The organism is Caldovatus aquaticus (genome assembly GCF_019458025.1).
Taxonomy (GTDB): Bacteria; Pseudomonadota; Alphaproteobacteria; order Acetobacterales; family Acetobacteraceae; genus Caldovatus; species Caldovatus aquaticus.
This window is the reverse complement of the sequence record NZ_JAHZUY010000001.1, coordinates 173,078-191,195: the sequence shown is the minus strand read 5'-3', so window position 1 is coordinate 191,195 and position 18,118 is coordinate 173,078. Positions and strand designations below refer to the sequence as shown.

Here is an 18,118-nt window from a genome sequence, read left to right as displayed (position 1 = left end):
CCGGACCGCTCAGCCGGTCGCCAGCCGGAAGGCGAAGCCGGCGAGCGCCGTGACGCCCAGCGTGCGGACCAGCCCGAGGTTCCACCAGAACAGGCAGGCCGCTGCCAGCGCCGCCAGCGCGAGCGCCGGCGGATCGAGACTCCCCGGCACCGGCAGGTCGAGCGCGAGCGGGCCGATCGCCACCGTCCGCACCGCGCCGAACAGCACGCGCAGCCCGAACCAGACCGCGAGGTTCAGGATCACCCCGACCACCGCCGCCGTCACGGCCGCCAGCGCGCCGGTCAGCGCGCGGTGCGCGTGCAGCCGCTCGACGAAGGGCGCGCCGAGGAAGATCCAGGCGAAGCAGGGGGCGAAGGTCGCCCAGAGCGTCACGATGGCGCCGAGCACGCCGCCCCAGAGGCCCCCGTCGCGGAAGGCGGCGAGGAAGCCGACGAACTGCAGCACCAAAATCAGCGGCCCCGGCGTGGTCTCGGCGAGGCCGAGGCCGGCGAGCATCTGGCCCGCGTCGAGCCAGCCGTAGCCCTCCACCGCCTCCTGCGCGACATAGGCGAGCACGGCGTAGGCGCCGCCCACGGTGACGACCGCCATCTTCGAGAAGAACCAGGCGATGTCGGCGAACGCCCCCGCGCCGGCCGCCATCAGCGCGGCCACCGGCGCGAGCCAGAGCGCGAGCGCCGCGAATCCCGCCCGCCGCGCCGCCGCCGTCATGCGCGCGACGCGGCCGGGATCGGCCGCGAGCGCCGCGTCGAGCAGCGCCGGCGGGCCGTCCGCCGCGGCGCCGTGCCCGGCGGCGCGGAAGTGCCGCGGCACCGCGTAGCCGATCGCCGCCGCGGCGAGGACGACGACCGGGAAGGGGACGGAGAAGGCGAACAGCGCGAGGAACGCCGCCGCCGCGAGCAGCCAGGCCGGCGGCGTCCTCAGCGCGCGCCGCGCGACGCGGAGCAGCGCCTCCACCACCAGCACCAGCACGGCGCATTTCAGCCCGAAGAACAGCGCGGCGATCAGCGGCACCTCGCCGTAGAGCGCATAGATGGCGCTGAGCGCCATCATCACCGCCGCGCCGGGCAGCACGAACAGCACCCCCGCCGCGACGCCGCCCTTCACGCCGTGCAGCAGCCAGCCGAGATAGGTGGCGAGCTGCGTCGCCTCCGGCCCCGGCAGCAGCATGCAGAAGTTCAGCGCGTGTAGGAACCGCGCGTCGGAGACCCAGTGCCGCTCGTCCACCACCTCGCGGTGCATCACCGCGATCTGCGCCGCGGGGCCCCCGAAGGAGAGCAGGCCGATGCGCAGCCAGACGCGCAGCGCCTGGGCGAAGCTGGGGAAGGCGGGGGCGGCGGGCCGCTGCCCGGCCGCCGCCCGGGCGGCGCCGTCGTTCCTCGGGACATCCCGGACGGGCGCGTGCATGTCACGCGCCCCGGCCCGGCGCCGGCCAGTTGTGCGTCTCGGCCGTGGCGTCGCGCGCCCAGCGGTGGAAGGCATCGTAGAGCGCCATCCCGGCCTCGAGCTGCTCGAGGTCGTCGCGGTGCATCCGCGACAGGCCGAGCGAGGCGGCGAGCAGCCCGGCCGCCTCCGGCGCGAGATCGAGCCGCGCCGTGTCCGCGCCGCGCACGATGACCGCGAGGCGCGCGAGCGGCTCCGCGCCGGCGAGGCCGAACTCCTCCAGCATCACGTCGAAGGTGCAGGCCTCGCCGCGGTGGCTCCAGAACACGCCCTCGATGTCGAAGGGCGCGGCGCCGAACCGTTCCGCGGCGGCGCGCACCTCGGACGGGGCGACGAAGAGGAACACCGCGGCGGGGTCCACGAAGCGGCGGATCAGCCAGGGGCAGGCGATGCGGTCCACCTTCGGCCGCGCGCGCGTCACCCAGACGGTGCGGCCCCGCGCGTCGCGCGGCGGCAGGCGGTCGGTGCGGACGAGCGGGGCGCCGGCCTCGCGCCAGGCCTCGAAGCCGCCATCGAGCGATTCCGCGCGGGCGCCGTGGTGGCGGAGCCAGGCGGCGACGCCCTGGCTGAGCTTCAGCCCGCGCTGGCAGACCACGGCGACGTGGCGTCCGGCGAGTTCCGGCGCCCAGTCGGCGACCGAGCGGTGATCGCGGCGCAGGGCGCAGGGCAGGGCGCGCGGATCGGCCGCGTGGTCCTGCTCGGTGCGGACGTCGAGGATCACGGGCGCGCCGGGCAGGCCGACGAGGCGCGAGAGCCGGGCAGCGGTGAGAATGTCTGGCGACGGCATGGTGCGTCACTCCCCGGAGGAGAGATGGACGCGATGCTTCGGCTGTCGCCTCACGGGGCGATCGCGGCCGGCCCCTTGTGCATGAGCATCCCTGAAGAGGCGGCAGGCCGTCAAGATCGCCGATGCCGGCGCGCGGGCTGCGCGCCCGGGTTGAGGCGGGCGCGGCGCCGCTGCCGCGCACGTGGCGGACACGGCGAGGAGGCAGCCGCCGGCCCGCACGGTCCGTCGCCGCACATCGTGGCGCGTCCTCCGCGCGATCCCGGGTGCGGCGAACCGCATCGGCGTCCCGCCTCCCGCGTTTCCTGCGCGCGCGTCCGCGTCGGATGCACGCCGGAGCGGCGCGCGAGCGCGACCCGCTGCGGCGTTTGCGCCGCGGCGTGCCGTCCGCGCCCGCCGCGGGACAACGGTCCTCCGCCTCCGCCGCGCGCGGTCGCGCCGGTGCGGCTGCGCGTCGCGTGACGGCGACGGAGCGGCAGGCGCGGCGTCATTCCGCGCGGCTCCGTGCGGAGTGCGATCGCGGCAGCGGAACGCGACGGCGCGCAACGCACCTTCCGCGCGCCTGCCGTGCGCGGCATCGCGGACGCGATGCACGGCGCGTCGCGCCAAGATCGCACGATCGGCATGCGCGCACGCGAGGACCATGCCGTTGCGCGCGGCACGTCGCGCGCTGCAGGGATCGCACGACGCATCGTGGCAAAAATGTGGCGCGCCGCGCCGCGCGAAAATGTTTGCATGGGCGTGCGATCATGCTAGCGACTCGCCGCCATGACGACCGCGAACGGAACGCCGGTGCCCCCGCGCCGGCGACGGGTAGCGGCGTGCCCGCGTGCGTTGCCGCGGGGCGCCCGGTGCAACGGGACAAGGGCGCGCGCCATGCGATGGAGGCAGCGGCGCGTGCTCGGCGCGACGCTCGGCTGCGCGATGGTCGCCGGGACGATGCTTGCAGCGACATCTCCCGCGCCGGCGCTGGCGCAGCCGTCGCCGGAGCGCCGCGCCATCGTCTCGCCGCGCGCCGCCTGTCTCGAGGCCGTGCGTGCGGCGGAACGCGCGCACGGCATCCCGGAAGGCCTGCTCGTCGCCATCGCGCTCAACGAGAGCGGGCTGCACGCCTACGCGCTGAACATCGGCGGCCGCTCCTACTTTCCCGCGAGCGCCGAGGAGGCGCGGCGGCTATACCGGAGCGCGCTCCTCGGCCGGCGCCAGGTGATGGCGGGCTGCGTGCAGGTGAACGCGGGCGTGCATGCGCGCGGCGGCGACTGGCCGCTCGATCCCGCGCTCGCCGCCGACTGGGCGGCGCGCTACCTGCGCAGCCACTACGAGCGCACCGGCGACTGGACGCGCGCCCTGATGCGCTGGCACGGCGGCTCGCCGCAGAGCTCGGCCCGCGTCGTCTGCCAGGTGCGCGGCAAGATGGAGGTGACGGCGCCGGGCCGGTCCGTGCTCGACGGCTCCCGCTGCGACGGCGGAACCGCGGTGGCGCGGCTGCGGCGCGACGGCCGGGCGCTGCTCGAGCTCGCCGAGGCCGCCGGCGAGCCGTGAGCCGCCGGCGGGCGGACGGGTGCGCCACCCGCCGCCGGTCCTCGCCGATCACGAGCCCGCCGGATCACGGCAACGTCACGCGCCGCGCGCGGCGGGCCGCTGCGCCTGCGCCCATCTTCTCCGTCGGCGCGGGCGGGATGAAGGACGTGTCGGGCACGGAAGCGGCTCAGCACCGGCCGGTCCTGCTGGTCGTCGAGGACGATCCGCTGGTCAGGCTGACGCTGGCGGACGGGCTGACCGAGGCGGGCTTCGCGGTGATCGAGGCGGGCGACGCGCAGGCCGCGCTCGCGCTGCTGTGCGCGCGCCGTGACGTCCTTGCGGTGCTGACCGACATCGGCCTGCCCGGCGGCGCCGACGGCTATGCCCTCGCGCGCGCCGCGCGCGTGCTGCGGCCGGGCCTGCCGGTCGTCTATGCCTCGGGCGGCCACCCGGCGATGGCCAAGGAGCGGGCGGTGCCCGGCGCGCGCTTCCTTGCCAAGCCCTTCACCTCCTCCTTCGCGGCGCAGGTGCTGCGCGAGGTGCTCGGCGCGCCCGGCGGCGATCCGGCGGCCCTGTCCGCACCGCGGCAGCGACGGCCGCGCGCCGCGGCCTCAGCGGGCCGGCAGGGAGGCCGCCGCGGCGCGCGCGAGGACGCGGTCCACGAACGCCTCGGCCGCGCCGAGATAGCCCGCCGGATCGGTCAGCCGCGCCAGCGCCGCCGCATCGAGCCGCGCCGCGACCGCCGGCTCGCGCGCGAGCGCCGCGGCGAGCGGGATGCCTTCCGCCCGGGCGACGTCGCAGGCGCGGTTCACGACGTGATGCGCCTCGCCGCGCCCGAGCAGGGGGGCGAGGCCCATCATCACCGCCTCGGCGACGATCAGGCCGCCGGTGCTCTCCAGGTTGCGGCGCATGCGCGCGGCATCCACCGTCATCCCCTCGGCGATCGTGCGCGCCTGCGCCAGCGCGCCATGGGCGAGCAGGAAGGCCTGCGGGATCGCCAGCGGCTCCGCCTGCCACGGGCCGGTGGCGCGCTCGTGGTCCTGCGCCATCGCGGCGAGCACCTGCGGCACCAGCGCGTGCACGCCGCGCGACTGGGCGAGCACGTACTCGCAGGCGATCGGGTTGCGCTTCTGCGGCATGGTGGAGGAGCCGCCGCGCCCCTCCTGGTGCGGCTCCGCCACCTCGGCGACCTCGGTCTGCATCAGCAGCATGACGTCGGTCGCGAGCTTGGACAGCGCGCCGCACAGCAGGCCGAGCCAGCACACCGTCTCCGCCAGCCCGTCGCGCGCCACATGCCAGGGGATGTCGGGTTCGGCGAGGCCGAGCTCGCGGGCGAGCCCGGCCGCGACCTCGAGGCCGCACGGGCCGAGCGAGGCCAGCGTCCCCGCCGCGCCGCCGAACTGCAGGCGCAGCACGCGCGGGCGCAGTTCCCGGAGGCGCTCGCGCATGGCGAGGAGGGGCGAGAGCCAGACCGCGCACTTGTAGCCGAAGGTGACGGGCAGCGCGTGCTGGAGATGCGTCCGCCCCGCCATCACCGTGCCGCGATGCTCGCGCGCCCGCGCGGCGAGCGCGGCGCAGAGCGCGTCGAGATCGGGCGCGATCAGGTCGAGCGCGTCTCGGATCTGCAGCACCAGCGCGCTGTCCATGATGTCCTGCGTGGTGGCGCCCCAGTGCGTCCAGCGCCCCGCCTCGGCGCCGGCGAGGGCGCTGAGCTGGCGCACCAGGCCGACCACCGGATAGCCGGTGTTGCGCGTCGCGGCGGCGAGCGCGGCGCGGTCCAGATTCTCCGCCCGCGCCGCCGCGGCGATGGCGCGCGCCGCGTCCTCGGGGATGATGCCGAGCCGCGCCTGCGTGCGGGCGAGCGCCGCCTCCACGTCCAGCATGCGCTGGAGCCACGCGGTCTCGCCGAAGACGCGGCGCATGGCGTCGGTGCCGTAGAGGGCGCCGAGCACGACCTGGTCGGCGGGGTTGACGGGATCGGGCGTCATGCGCGTGCGGCCTTCCTCGCGTCGGGCGGGTCCTGCCGCGGCAGGGAACCGCGCCGGGGGACGGCGGTCAACCGCGCCGCCCGCGGCGCGCGGCGCGCCGGAGGGCCGGTCAGCGTTCCCCCTGCTGCGCCAGGTAATGGGCGAGCGCCGCGAGCTGGGCGTCGCTCAGCCCGTACACCACCGCGTTCATGTTCGTGTCCGTGCCGCGCCGCGTGCCGTCGCGGTAGCCCCTGAGGCTCAGCAGCAGGTAGTCCTCGCGCTGGCCGGCGATGCGCGGCACCTGGTTCTGTCCGCGATAGTCCGGCAGGTGGCACACGCCGCAGTTCAGCCGCTCGGCGAGCAGCGCCCCCTCGCGCATCCGCGCCGGGTCGGGAGCGCCGCGGTCCTCCGGCGGGCCCGGCGGGAGCGAGGCATAGAAGGCGGCCAGGTCCTCGATCTGCCGGTCGGTCAGGTCGCGCGCGAGGTCCGGCATCGGCGGCGCGTCGCGCAGGCCCTCGCGGAACAGGATCATGTTGAGCACGATGGCCTCGGGCGGCTGGCCGGCAAGCGAGGGGACGTTCGGGGTCGGCGAGTGGCCGCGCTCGCCGTGGCAGCCGCCGCAGCCGCGCGCCTCGGCCAGCGCGGCTCCCCGCTGCGCGGCGTCGTTGCCGCCGGCTCCCGCCGCCGTGCAGAGAAAGGCGGCGGCCGCGAGGGCGACCGCCGCCAGGGACCGCAGCGGAAAGGTCACTGCGCGCGCGAGATGCGGTAGATCGCCCCGTTCTGCTCGTCCGAGACCAGCAGCGAGCCGTCGCGGAGCTGCAGCACGTCCACGGGGCGGCCGAGGAAGCGGTCGTTCGCCTGGTCGAGCAGGCCGGTCAGGAAGGGCTCGATGCCCGTCACGTTGCCCTGGGCGTCGAGCCTCGCCACCACCACGTCGTAGCCGATGAGCTGCTCGCGGTTCCAGGAGCCGCGGCGGGCGATGAAGATCTGGTTGCGATACTGCTCGGGGAACATGGCGCCGGTGTAGAAGCGCATGCCGAGCGCCGCAACATGCGGCCCGAGCGAGGCGGCGGGCTGGACGAACTCGCTGCAGTTGCGGCGCGGCACGGCGGGGTCGTTCCAGTCGCCGACGCAGAAGGGGAAGCCGTGGTCCTCGCCGGGGCGGCGGATGCGGTGCAGCGTGTCGGGCGGGACGTCGTTGCCGGCCCAGTCGCGGCCGTTGTTGGTGGCCCACAGCTCGCGCGTGACGGGGTGCCAGTCGAAGCCCACGCTGTTGCGGATGCCCTTCGCCTCGATCCGCCGGTCGGAGCCGTCGGGACGGAAGGAGACGATCAGCCCGTAGCGGTCGCGGTCGAACTCGCAGATGTTGCAGGGCACGCCGATGTTCATGGTGAGCCGCCCGTCCGGCGAGAAGGCGGCGAATTTCCAGCCGTGGTGCTCGTCCGGCGGCAGGTTGAAGGCGGCGGTCAGCTCCACCGGCGTGCCGGGATCGTCGAGCCGGCCCTCGATGCCGTCGTAGCGGAGCACGCGGTTGATGGCGATGACGTAGAGGCTGCCGTCGCGGAAGGCGACGCCGTTCGGCTGGTTGAGCCGCTCGGCGATGGTGCGGACGCGGCGCTGGCCGCCCTCGTCGGTCACGGCATAGACGCGCCCGATGACGCGCGTGCCGACGAAGACCGTGCCGTTCTGGCCGAGCGTCATCATGCGCGCGCCCGGGATGCCGTGCGCCCAGAGCTCGACGCGGAAGCCGGCCGGCACGCGCAGCGCCGCGACCGGCACCTGCTCCGGCGGCGTGACGGTCAGCCGCGGCGGATGCGGCGCGAGACGGGAATTCGCCATCTCGGGCGGGCGGCCCTGCGCCCAGGCGGGCGGGGGCTGCTGCTGTTGCTGCTGCGCCCACGCCACGCCCGACGCGGCGAGCGCCACGGCAAGGCCGAATGCAAGGCTTCTGCGGATCATGGACTGTCTCCCCAGGGCTGCGCCGCCGGGAAGGAGGCGGCATTGCAGCCCCGCGGGAGTGTCGGGCCCGCCCGGTCCTTCCGCGAGCCGAGCCTCGATCACAAAATGTTGAGGAACGGGCGGACGCGCCACCGCGCTCCTGCCGGGCGCGCCCGCCTCAGCCGGGCGAGGGGCCGCGCTCCGCCTGGCGCTGCGCCTGCTCGGCCGTGAGGGAGAGCGTCACGTGCCCGCCATCGCAGGAGGCGACCGCGTCGAGCGGGAGATAACGGTGCCCGCCGGCGCCGTGCGGGTCGTCGGAGCGGGCGAGCTTGATGCGGTCGCCCTCCACGCGGTCCACCGTGCCGACGTGCTGGCCGTCGGAACCCACGACCGGCATGTGCTCCGGATGTCCGAGGGATTGATCGTCGCCATCGGCCGCTCTCCTCTCGTCCTCGCTCCGCCTGGGCACGTGGCGGGCACGGAGGCGGCAACGGCGCGGCGGGCCCGCGGATGCGCGGCGTTCCGCAGCGGGATCGGTGCCGATGGCGTCCGGCGCGGCGCGGCTGCGCCGGCATCGCGGCCTGGCGGTCGCCGACGGTTCGCGAGGCCTCGCGCCGATCGGCGTCCGGGCGCGGACGGCGCGCCGGCCGGCGCGCTGCGCGAGCGGGGCTCCCGGACCGGCGGCGGGACCGGCGAGGACGGCGCCGCGGCCGCTGCGGCCGGCGGCGCGATGCGTCAGCCCTGCCGCTCGACGAGCAGCTTCTTGATCTCGCCGATCGCCCGCGCCGGGTTCAGCCCCTTCGGACAGGTGCGGGTGCAGTTCATGATGGTGTGGCAGCGGAAGAGCCGGAACGAGTCGTCGAGCTGGTCGAGCCGCTCGCCCGTCGCCTCGTCGCGCGAATCGGCGATCCAGCGATAGGCCTGCAGCAGGATCGCCGGGCCGAGATAGCGGTCGCCGTTCCACCAGTAGGAGGGGCAGGCGGTGGAGCAGCAGAAGCAGAGGATGCACTCCCAGAGGCCGTCGAGCTTCGCCCGCTCCTCCTTGCTCTGGCGCCGCTCGGCGTCGGGCGGCGGCGGACTGTCGGCCTTCAGCCAGGGCTCGATCAGGCGGTACTGGGCGTAGACCTGGCCGAGGTCCGGCACCAGGTCCTTCACCACGGGCATGTGCGGCAGCGGGTAGATGCGCACATCGCCCTGGATGTCCTCGATCGGCTTGAGGCAGGCGAGGGTGTTCAGCCCGTCGATGTTCATCGCGCAGGAGCCGCAGATGCCCTCGCGGCAGCTCCGGCGGAAGGTGAGGGTGCTGTCCACCTCGTTCTTGATCTTGATCAGCGCGTCGAGGACCATCGGCCCGCAGGCGTCGAGGTCGATCTCGTAGGTGTCGAGGCGCGGGTTTTCGCCGCTGTCGGGGTCCCAGCGGTAGATCCTGAAGTTGCGGACGTTCTTCGCCCCGGCCGGGGCGCGCCAGGTCTTGCCCTCGCGGATCTGGGAGTTCCTGGGCAGGGTGAAGGTGGCCATCGTGCGCCGTCTTTCCTCAGTAGACCCGGGCCTTCGGGGGGAAGACCTGCACCTCGTTGGTGAGGGTGCGCAGCTTCACGCCGCGGTAGCCGAGGCGCACGTTCCCCTCCGCGTCGCACCAGGCGAGGGTGTGCTTGAGCCAGTTCTCGTCGTCGCGCTCCGGGTAGTCCTCGTGCGCGTGGGCGCCGCGGCTCTCCTTGCGGGCCTCGGCGGAGACGATGGTCGTCATCGCGTTGCCCATCAGGTTCTCGAGCTCGAGCGTCTCGACGAGGTCGCTGTTCCAGATCATCGAGCGGTCGGTGACGCGCAGGTCGCTCATCCCCGCCCAGATCTTGCGCATCTTCTCCACCCCTTCGCGCAGCAGCGCGGAGGTGCGGAATACCGCGGCGTGGGTCTGCATGGTGCGCTGCATCTGCAGGCGCAGCTCGGCCGTCGGCGTGCCGCCCTTGGCGTGGCGCAGCCGGTCGAGGCGGTCGAGCGACTGCTCGCCGGCGCCGGGCGGAAGCGGCGGCTGGCGCGCGCCGGGCCTGACGATCTCGGCGGCGCGGTGCGCCGCGGCGCGGCCGAACACCACGAGGTCGAGCAGCGAGTTGGTGCCGAGCCGGTTGGCGCCGTGCACCGAGACGCACGCCGCCTCGCCCACCGCCATCAGGCCGGGCACGACGCGGTCCTCGTCGTCCGGGGTCGGGTCCAGCACCTCGGTGTGGATGTTGGTCGGGATGCCGCCCATGTTGTAGTGCACGGTGGGCAGCACCGGGATCGGCTCCTTGGTCACGTCCACGCCGGCGAAGATCTTCGCCGTCTCGGAGATGCCGGGCAGCCGCTCGTGCAGGATGTCGGCGCCGAGGTGCTCGAGGTGCAGCAGCACGTGGTCCTTGTGCGGCCCGCAACCGCGGCCCTCGCGGATCTCCATGCTCATGGCGCGCGAGACCACGTCGCGGCTGGCAAGGTCCTTGGCGGTCGGCGCGTAGCGCTCCATGAAGCGCTCGCCCTCGGAGTTGGTGAGGTAGCCGCCCTCGCCGCGCGCGCCCTCGGTGATCAGGCAGCCGGCGCCGTAGATGCCGGTCGGGTGGAACTGCACGAACTCCTGGTCCTGCAGCGGCAGGCCGGCGCGCAGCACCATCGCGTTGCCGTCGCCGGTGCAGGTGTGGGCGGAGGTGCAGGAGAAGTAGGCGCGCCCGTAGCCGCCCGTCGCCAGCACCGTGAGCTGCGCGCGGAAGCGGTGGATCGTGCCGTCCTCCAGGCACCAGGCGATCACGCCGCGGCAGGTGCCGTCGTCGTCCATGAGGAGGTCGAGGGCGAAGTACTCGACGAAGAACTCGCAGCCGTGCTTGAGGGACTGCTGGTAGAGCGTGTGCAGGATGGCATGGCCGGTGCGGTCGGCGGCGGCGCAGGCCCGCATCGCCGGCTCCTTGCCGAAGTGCTTCATGTGCCCGCCGAAGGGGCGCTGGTAGATGCGCCCGTCCTCGGTGCGGCTGAACGGGACGCCGTAGTGCTCGAGCTCGATCACCGCCGGGATCGCCTCGCGGCACATGTACTCGATCGCGTCCTGGTCGCCGAGCCAGTCCGACCCCTTCACGGTGTCGTACATGTGCCAGCGCCAGTCGTCCTCGCCCATATTGCCGAGCGCGGCGCCGATGCCGCCCTGGGCGGCGACGGTGTGGCTGCGGGTCGGGAACACCTTGGTGATGCAGGCGGTCTTGAGGCCCGCCGCGCCCATGCCGAAGGTGGCGCGCAGCCCGGCGCCGCCGGCGCCGACCACGACCACGTCGTAGGTGTGGTCCACCACCCGGTACGCGCCCCGGGACGGCTTGCCGATCGCGTTCATGTCCTGCCCGATCCGTCCATTCCGTTGCGGCAGCGCGGGGCTTCCGCCAGCCGGCGCAGGCCGCCCCGTCGCCGCCGCGCCGATCCCTCCGATCGCGGCCGCGCGGCCGGGGCCGCGTGGCCCGCGCGCCTTCTTCCGACGTGCAAGGCGGCCGCCCGCCTCAGCCCGCCGCCGCGGGGACGCCGCCCACCGCGAGGCGCAGCACCGCGAGCGAGGCGGCGAGCCAGAGCAGCGCGCACAGCCCCTTCACCGCCAGGATGCCGCCGATCCGGCCCCATTCCGAGCGCACATAGTCCTCGATGATCACCTGCACGCCGTAGGCGGTGTGGTGGAAGGCGGCGGCGAGGAAGGCGAGCAGCAGCACCGCGTTGACCGGCCGCCCGACGAAGGCCGCCGCCTCGGCGTGGCTCGCCCCGGCAAGGCCGGCGAGGGCGAAGATCAGCCAGATCGAGAGCGGCAGCAGCGCCACCGAGGTGACGCGCATCAGCCACCAGTGGTGCGCCCCGGACTTCGAGGCGCCCAGTCCCCGAACCCGTCCGAGCGGCGAGCGGAGCGTGGTGCGTTCGGCGAGTTCCTTGGCCATGGGTGGCGCGCCCGTCCTTCGCGTCCGTCAGAAGAAGGCGACCAGCACGACGATCCAGGTGAGGACCGTCAGCGCCGCCGTGCCGACCAGCACCGCCCGGCCGGTGCGGTACATGGTCGGGATCTCGTAGCCCCAGCCGGCGTCCCAGGCGAGGTGGCGCACCCCGTTCAGGGTGTGGAACCAGGCCGCCGCGGTCAGCCCGAGCAGCAGCACCACGCCGAGGAAGGAGGAGAAGAACCACTGCGCGGCGGCGAAGGCCGCGGGGCCGGCGGCCGCGGCGACCAGCCACCACACCAGGAAGAGGAGCCCGATCGCCCAGATCACGCCGGTGATGCGATGCGAGATGGAGAGCGCGCTGCTCATCTGCAGCATGTCGTAGACCTGCAGATGCGGCGACAGCGGTCGGCGGATCGCGGTGCCGTCCGACCGGTGGCCGATCATCGTCGCCTCCCGGCCGTCCTTCACGATGCTCATGCGCAGGCTGCTCCGGTTGCCGCCGAACGCGGTCGTGCCGGCGTGCGGACGGCGGAGGTCTCGGTCTCGCGGAGGGCTTTTATGCCGCGTCCCGGCGCGAGGTCAACGCGGAGCGTCCGGCCGCCCCCTCCCGGCCCGGCGCGGGCGCGCCGTCAGGTGGTCATCGCCGCGGCATTGAGCACGCCCGCCGCGATCGCGACCGCGGCCTTGAGCACCGCCCGCGCCATCGCCGCCGCCTCCTTCATCGCCGCGGCGCGCATCGAGCCGAGCAGGCGCGCCACCGCGAACCAGGCGCCGAGCTGGGCGAGCAGCGCGACCACGCCCCACACCGCGACGTCCGGCAGGTTCGCCGAACTGGCGATCGCCGCGGCGAGGGGGACGGCGAAGCCGAGCACGGTGCCGCCGAGCGAGACCGCGGCGGCGGTGTTGCCGCGGCGGATCAGCGCCAGCTCCTCATGCGGCGTCGCCCGGACATGCACGGCCACGGCGACGCCGAGCAGCGCCAGGCCGGCAGGGAAATGGGTGAGGAATCCCGGCAGGGTCGCGAGGCTGGTCATGGCGGCGTGGTGTCCCCCCTGGCGCGCATCGGCCGGCCCGTCACGGCGCGAACAGGTGCGGCACGAAGCGGCTGCTGTCGCGGGTGATCGGCGTCGCGTCCTCGCGGATGCCGAGGCCGGCGGGCTCGCCGGCGATCGCCCAGCTCCCGAGTACCGGATAGCGTCCGGCGAAGGCCGGCAGCTCGGCATAGGCCTGCCAGACGCGCGGCTGGTCGCCGTAGGGCCCGGGCGTCTCGCCGAGGCCGGGCGCGAGGATGTTCGCCCCCTCGCGCCCGAACAGCGGCTTCGCGATCTCCGGCCCGCCGGTCCGGCCCGGCTCGAGGAAGGCCGGGAGCAGATTCGGGTGGTCCGGAAAGAGATGCCAGAGCAGCGAGAGGAAGGCCTTGGAGCTCGGCACCAGGCGCCAGGCGGGCTCGATCCAGCGCGTCGCGGCGGCGCCGATGTGGCGGCCGAACGCCTCGCGCAGCGGCCAGTCCCAGGGGTAGAGCTTGAAGATCGCGGCGATCGGCTGCTCCTCGAGGTCGCGGAAGCCGCGTCCGTCCCAGCCGATCTCGTCGAGATGGAGGAAGGGCGCCTCGAGCCCCGCCTGCAGCGCCGTGTCGCGCAGGTAGTCCACCGTGCCCCTGTCCTCCGCCGAGTCGCGGGCGCAGGCGAAATGGACGCGGCCGGGCAGGCCGAGGCGCGGCCGGGCGGCGATCAGCCGCTCGTGGATCGCGTTGAACTGGTCCGCGGGCCCGGGGAAGGCGCTCGATTCCAGCCATTCCCACTGCACCGCCGCGGCCTCGAACAGCGCCGTCGGGGTGTCGGCGTTGTATTCCAGGAGCCTGGGCGGACCGGCGCCGTCCCAGCGCAGGTCCATCCGGCCGTAGAGCGAGGGCTCCTGCCGTTCCCAGGAGCGCCGCACCAGCGCCCAGGCGCCGTCCGGGATGCCGAGCGGGCGGTTGAGGCCGTGGCGGACGGCGTGGTCGGCGGCCTCGCGCATCCGCGCCTCGAGCTCGGCGGTGGCCGCCTCCGGCGTGTCCACCTCGGCGGCGGCGAAGCGGTAGTAGGCGGTCTCGTCCCAGTAGGGCTCGCCCTCGATCTCGGCGAAGACGAAGCCCATGCGCCGGGCGCGCGCCAGCCGGTCCGGCCGGGGGTCCTGGGGGAGGCGCTGCATCGCGGGTCCTCCCGCTCAGGAGCCGGCGCCGAAGCGGGCGGCGGTGCTGCCGAAGCCGCCGCGGGCCGAGGTCGCAATCGGGCTGCCGCCGCCGGCGGCCGGGGCCGTGCGCGCAGTGGCGCCGCTGCGGCCGAGGAACCAGGAACCGCCGGAGGAGCGATGGCCCGAGGAGGCGGCGGCCCGGGCGCAGATCTGCTCGGCGTCGGGGCGCAGCTCGCGGCGTGCGCGTTCGCACGCCTCGCGGTCGGAGTCGCCGCAGCCGCCGGGCCCGAGGACCGCCCCGCCGCCCAGGAGCACAGGGCGATCGCCTGGCTCCGTTTCATGCCGGACACGGTAACGGAGCCGGCGGGCGCCTGGCGAGCGCGAAACGCCGGCGGCGCCCCGCCGCCGGCGGCGGGCTCAGCCCTCGAGGAAGCTGCGCAGCGCCTGGCCGCCGCGGCTGCGCTCGAGCTTCTTCAGCGCCTTGGCCTCGATCTGGCGGATCCGCTCGCGCGTCACGTTGAAGGTCCGGCCGACCTCCTCCAGCGTGTGGTCGGTGTTCATGCCGATGCCGAACCGCATGCGCAGGATGCGTTCCTCGCGCGGGGTGAGGCCGGCGAGCATGCGCGCCGCCGCTTCGCGCAGGCCGGCGCGCGCCGCGGCGTCGAAGGGGAGCACCGCGTTGCGGTCCTCGATCAGGTCGCCGAGGCGGCCGTCCTCGTCCTCGCCGATCGGCGCCTCGAGGCTGACCGGCTCGCGGGCGAGGCGGAGCACGGTGCGGACCTTCTCCTCCGGCATGCCGAGCCGCCGGGCGAGCTCCTCCGGCGTCGGCTCACGCCCGGTCTCCTGCGCGATGCGCCGGCCGGTGCGCGCGACCTGGGCCGCGGTCTCGGTCATGTGGACCGGGACGCGGATGGTGCGCGCCTGGTCGGCGATGGCCCGCGTGATGGACTGGCGGATCCACCACGTGGCGTAGGTCGCGAACTTGAAGCCGCGGCGCCAGTCGAACTTGTCCACCGCGCGCATCAGCCCGATCGAGCCCTCCTGGATCAGGTCGCCGAACATCAGGCCGCGGTTGCGGAACCGCTTGGCGAGATGGACGACCAGGCGCAGGTTGGCCCGCGTCAGCTCCTCCTTGGCCTTGCGCATCTCGCGCTCGCCGCGCACCGCCTCCGCGTGGATGCGGCGCAGCGCCGGGATGGCGATGCCGGTCTCGGCCTCGAGCCGGCGCAGCTCGGCGCGGATCTCGGCGAGGCCCTGGCGCAGCGCGGCGCGCGCGTCCTCGCGGGCGTCGGCCCGGCCGGCGGCGGCGCGCTGCAGGCGCCGCATCCCGGCCTCGCCGCCGTCCCACAGCCGGAGGAACTCCTCGCGCGCGATCCCGCTCGCCTGCGCGAGCCGCAGCGCCTTGCCGTCGAGCGCGGTGACGCGGCGGTGCGCCTCGCGCACCCGGCCGAGCAGCTCCTCGACGCGGCCCGGGCGCAGCCGCAGCGCGGCGATCCGGCCGGCCAGCGCGGCCGCGTCCTCGGCGCGCAGGGGCTCGCCGCGGGCGGCGCTCGCGGCGACCCGCTCCCGCTCGGCGAGCACGGCGTCGAAGGCGGCCAGGACCTCGGGCCGCAGGCGCTGTTCCTGCGTCAGCGCGGCGAGCGGCGCGGCGGCCGGGCTCCCCTCCTCGCCCGCCTCCTCCTCGGCGGCGGCCGGCGGCAGCGGCGGCGCCGCGAGCTCCTCCTCGCCGGCGCCGGCGATGACGGAGGACTCGAGCTCGATCAGGTCGCGCAGCAGCAGCCGGCCGGCGGCGACGGCGTCGCGCCAGGCGGCGAGGGCGGCGAAGGTGGTCGGGCTGGCGCTGAGCGCGGCGAGCATCGCGTCCCGCCCGGCCTCGATGCGCTGGGCGACGGCGATCTCCTCCTCGCGGCTGAGCAGCGGCGTGCCGCCCATCTCGCGCAGGAACATGCGGACGGGATCGTCGCTGCGGCTCGCCCCCGCCTCGGCGGCGCCCTCGGCCGGCTCGGCGGCGGAGACGGTCCTGGCCCCGCCCCGCTCCGCCCCGTCCTCGGCGGCGAAGCGTTCCGGCGCACGCGGCTCCGGGGCGGAGGCGACGTCCTCGCCCGCCCCGTCGGCGGCCTCGACCACGTCAATGCCCATCTCGCCGAGCATGGCGATGAGCTCCTCGATCTCGGCGGCGCCGATCCGCTCCGGGGCGAGCACCGAATCGATCTCGTCGCGGGTGAGCTGCCCGCGCTCCCGGCCGAGGCTCAGCAGCGTCTCCATCGTCGCGACCGGCAGGCCAAGCGCGGCCGCGCTCGCCTCCACCTCGGCCTGCTCCGCCGCGCTCCTGCCAGCGAACATCCCGTCCATTGACCAACACGCTCCTGCCCGGCCGGGTGCCGCCCGCACCGGGCCAAATAAACCCGCGGCGCGCGGCGAGGGATCGCTCCGCCACGCGCCGGTTCCAACGGTCTCCCCAACGCCGATGCGCACCCACAGGCGCGCGCCCGACGCACCCGCCCAGCCGGCACGCGACCCGTCTGTGGGCCGGTCCGCCGCCGGCCGCCGGGAAGGGCGGCGGAGCGGCCGCGACAGGGTCGGTCCCGATGGGAACGCGCCACATGCCGGCGCGCAGGCAATATGGGGTTTCCGGGGCGCGACCAATACCCTTTGAAACGGCCCGCGGGCAATCGGGAACGTCGCGCGAGGGTTGCGCGGAGCGAGGGGCAGGGCTGAGATCCGGTCTGGACAGCGGACCTCTCCCTGTGGTTCCGCCGCCGGAAGGGGCTTCGCCCGCTCCGGCGCTGCGGAGCGGGACCGGCCCCGGTTCAGACCGGCGGCGGGCGGCGCAATTCGGGCTCGACCAGGCGCTCGAACGCGGTCTCCCCGGCGGCGGCGAGCCGCGCCGGGCCGACCGCCTGGCGCGGGTCGGGGGCATTGCGCCAGGTCTTGTAGTCGTCCTGGAAGGGCAGGCCCATGGCCTCGGCCAGCAGGTGGATCCAGTTCACCACCCGCAGCCCGGGCCGGCCGCGCTCCAGCGCCACCGTCTCGCGGTGGCAGGAGTGGAAGAGGGTGACGAGGGCATCCGCCCCGGTCTCCTCCGCCGCCGCGAGGAGCGCGCGCTGCGCCGCGGCCAGCGCCCCCGGCACCCCGGCGAGGGCGGAGCACATGTGCCCCGGCGCACGGCAGGGGTGGTCCACGACCTCGAGGCCGGGGATCAGGCGGAGCAGGTCCGGGACCAGGGTGTTGACCGGCACCCGGCCGTTGAAGCCGTGGTGCAGGTGCGGTAGCGCCCGCCGCACGGCGACCGGATGGCGCAGCAGCGGCGCGAGGCGGTCGCGGCGGGCGTGCAGCACCTCGCTGATGTGCGCGGCGGCGAAGGCGGCCTCGGTCGCCGGCGCCATGAAGTCGTCCATGTTCATGTGGCAGGACGGGCACCAGGTGACGACGGTGTCGCGGCCGGCGGCGTTGAACGCCTCCACGGTGCGGCGCGCCATGGCGCCGGCGATGCGGGCGTTCGCCTCCTTCGGCGAGCCGCAGCAGTAGGCGGGACCGCCGGCCGGGTCGGCCGCCACGCCGACCGCCTCGAGGAGACGCGTCGCGAGCCGGACGATCTCGCCGTGGCGGGCGACGTTGCAGCCGAACCAGAAGACGACGCGGTCCGGCGCGGCCCCGGGGCCGGGGGGCGGGGAGGTCAGAGCCATCGCGCCTGCTCCTCCTCGGTCAGGGTCATGCGGGCGAAGGCCTTCACGCGGGCCGACCAGCCCGGGTCCTCCCTGGCCGGCAGGCGCGGCGGGCCGCCTTCCTCCTGCGCGCCGAGCGCGCCGCGCAGGCGCATGCCGGCGAGGCGCATCAGGAAGGCGGCGTCCAGCCGCTCCGGGCAGGCGGCGGTGCAGAGGCCGCTGCGGGTGCAGGCGCCGATCCAGGCGACCGCCTCCTCCGGCGCGGCCTGCGCCTCGCCGCGGAGGACGGCGCGCAGGCCGGCGGCGACGGCTTCCGGTGCGGCCGCGGCGACGGCGGGCAACGCGGGCACCATCGGGCAGGCGCCGACGCAGGCGCCGCAGGCGGTGCAGGCGGCGGCGAGCCGGGCGGACTCGGCGCGGATCAGGGCGGGAAGGTCGGCCGCGCGGGGCGGCGGCAGGCGGGCGCTCATGGCGCGGCGCCGGGGACGGCGAACGGCGCGCCGCCGCGGCCGGGGCGCGGCAGGCGGCAAAGGGACGGCCTGGCGGCGGGCGGGCGCATCGGCGGGGCTCCTGCAGGGGCCTCGGGAAATGCTAGAGCGGATCGCGGACGGCTGGAACCAGCCGGGCGCGTGAATCCGCTCGCCGGACACCGCGCCGGAGCCGTTGCCGCGCACCTCCGGGCGGAAACGGCTCCAGTGCCGCCGC

General features: G+C 75.5%; 16 protein-coding genes and 1 pseudogene. 2 read left to right on the top strand and 15 right to left on the bottom strand.

The genetic code is table 11. The annotated features are described in order from the left end of the window. Positions 1–9: 9 nt before the first annotated feature. Positions 10–1,404: a chromate efflux transporter gene (gene chrA, locus K1J50_RS00860; RefSeq protein ID WP_220115539.1), complete on the bottom strand. Its 1,395-nt coding sequence runs from the start codon at positions 1,402–1,404 to the stop codon at positions 10–12. 1 nt (position 1,405) lies between these two features. Then, positions 1,406–2,227: a chromate resistance protein ChrB domain-containing protein gene (locus K1J50_RS00855; protein WP_220115538.1), complete on the bottom strand. Its 822-nt coding sequence runs from the start codon at positions 2,225–2,227 to the stop codon at positions 1,406–1,408. Positions 2,228–3,100: 873 nt separating this feature from the next. Between K1J50_RS00855 and K1J50_RS00850 the strand changes: the two genes are divergently transcribed. Together K1J50_RS00850 and K1J50_RS19465 are read left to right on the top strand one after the other, a co-directional pair. After that, a complete protein-coding gene (locus K1J50_RS00850) occupies positions 3,101–3,766 on the top strand; it encodes a transglycosylase SLT domain-containing protein (RefSeq protein ID WP_255574773.1) in 666 nt (221 codons plus the stop codon). Positions 3,767–3,903: 137 nt separating this feature from the next. Continuing rightward, positions 3,904–4,245 (top strand): annotated as a pseudogene (locus tag K1J50_RS19465) (response regulator); the annotation flags it as partial. Positions 4,246–4,356: 111 nt separating this feature from the next. Here the strand turns inward: K1J50_RS19465 and pcaB are convergent. The 13 genes from pcaB to K1J50_RS00780 form a co-directional block, all read right to left on the bottom strand. Continuing rightward, entirely contained in the window at positions 4,357–5,733 is a 1,377-nt protein-coding gene (gene pcaB / locus K1J50_RS00840) for a 3-carboxy-cis,cis-muconate cycloisomerase (RefSeq protein WP_220115537.1), read from the bottom strand. A 109-nt stretch (positions 5,734–5,842) separates the two neighbouring features. Beyond that, entirely contained in the window at positions 5,843–6,460 is a 618-nt protein-coding gene (locus K1J50_RS00835; protein WP_220115536.1) for a c-type cytochrome, read from the bottom strand. Then, complete coding sequence (locus K1J50_RS00830) at positions 6,457–7,671, bottom strand: PQQ-dependent sugar dehydrogenase (RefSeq protein ID WP_220115535.1); 1,215 nt, start codon at positions 7,669–7,671, stop codon at positions 6,457–6,459. The genes K1J50_RS00835 and K1J50_RS00830 overlap by 4 nt, the downstream gene beginning before the upstream one ends. A gap of 157 nt (positions 7,672–7,828) precedes the next feature. Continuing rightward, on the bottom strand, positions 7,829–8,047 hold the full coding sequence (locus tag K1J50_RS00825; RefSeq protein ID WP_220115534.1) for a DUF2171 domain-containing protein: 219 nt from the start codon (positions 8,045–8,047) through the stop codon (positions 7,829–7,831). A gap of 338 nt (positions 8,048–8,385) precedes the next feature. After that, entirely contained in the window at positions 8,386–9,168 is a 783-nt protein-coding gene (locus tag K1J50_RS00820; protein ID WP_220115533.1) for a succinate dehydrogenase iron-sulfur subunit, read from the bottom strand. Positions 9,169–9,184: 16 nt separating this feature from the next. Next, a complete protein-coding gene (sdhA, locus tag K1J50_RS00815) occupies positions 9,185–10,996 on the bottom strand; it encodes a succinate dehydrogenase flavoprotein subunit (protein WP_220115532.1) in 1,812 nt (603 codons plus the stop codon). A gap of 160 nt (positions 10,997–11,156) precedes the next feature. Beyond that, positions 11,157–11,579, bottom strand: coding sequence for a succinate dehydrogenase, hydrophobic membrane anchor protein (gene sdhD / locus K1J50_RS00810; RefSeq protein WP_220115531.1), 423 nt, complete (start codon positions 11,577–11,579; stop codon positions 11,157–11,159). A gap of 27 nt (positions 11,580–11,606) precedes the next feature. Then, a complete protein-coding gene (gene sdhC / locus K1J50_RS00805) occupies positions 11,607–12,053 on the bottom strand; it encodes a succinate dehydrogenase, cytochrome b556 subunit (protein WP_220115530.1) in 447 nt (148 codons plus the stop codon). Between the two features lie 152 nt (positions 12,054–12,205). Beyond that, positions 12,206–12,610 carry a DUF350 domain-containing protein gene (locus K1J50_RS00800; RefSeq protein WP_220115529.1) on the bottom strand — a complete coding sequence of 135 codons (405 nt, stop codon included), beginning with the start codon at positions 12,608–12,610 and terminating at the stop codon, positions 12,206–12,208. Between the two features lie 40 nt (positions 12,611–12,650). Continuing rightward, positions 12,651–13,766, bottom strand: a complete 1,116-nt coding sequence (locus K1J50_RS00795) for a glutathionylspermidine synthase family protein (protein ID WP_220115528.1) — start codon at positions 13,764–13,766, stop codon at positions 12,651–12,653. Positions 13,767–14,165: 399 nt separating this feature from the next. Beyond that, positions 14,166–16,100: an RNA polymerase sigma factor RpoD gene (gene rpoD / locus K1J50_RS00790; RefSeq protein WP_220115527.1), complete on the bottom strand. Its 1,935-nt coding sequence runs from the start codon at positions 16,098–16,100 to the stop codon at positions 14,166–14,168. Positions 16,101–16,558: 458 nt separating this feature from the next. Continuing rightward, on the bottom strand, positions 16,559–17,434 hold the full coding sequence (locus K1J50_RS00785; protein WP_220115526.1) for a (Fe-S)-binding protein: 876 nt from the start codon (positions 17,432–17,434) through the stop codon (positions 16,559–16,561). Then, positions 17,425–17,883: a 4Fe-4S dicluster domain-containing protein gene (locus K1J50_RS00780; RefSeq protein ID WP_220115525.1), complete on the bottom strand. Its 459-nt coding sequence runs from the start codon at positions 17,881–17,883 to the stop codon at positions 17,425–17,427. Before K1J50_RS00780 ends, K1J50_RS00785 begins: the two co-directional genes overlap by 10 nt. Positions 17,884–18,118 lie beyond the last annotated feature (235 nt).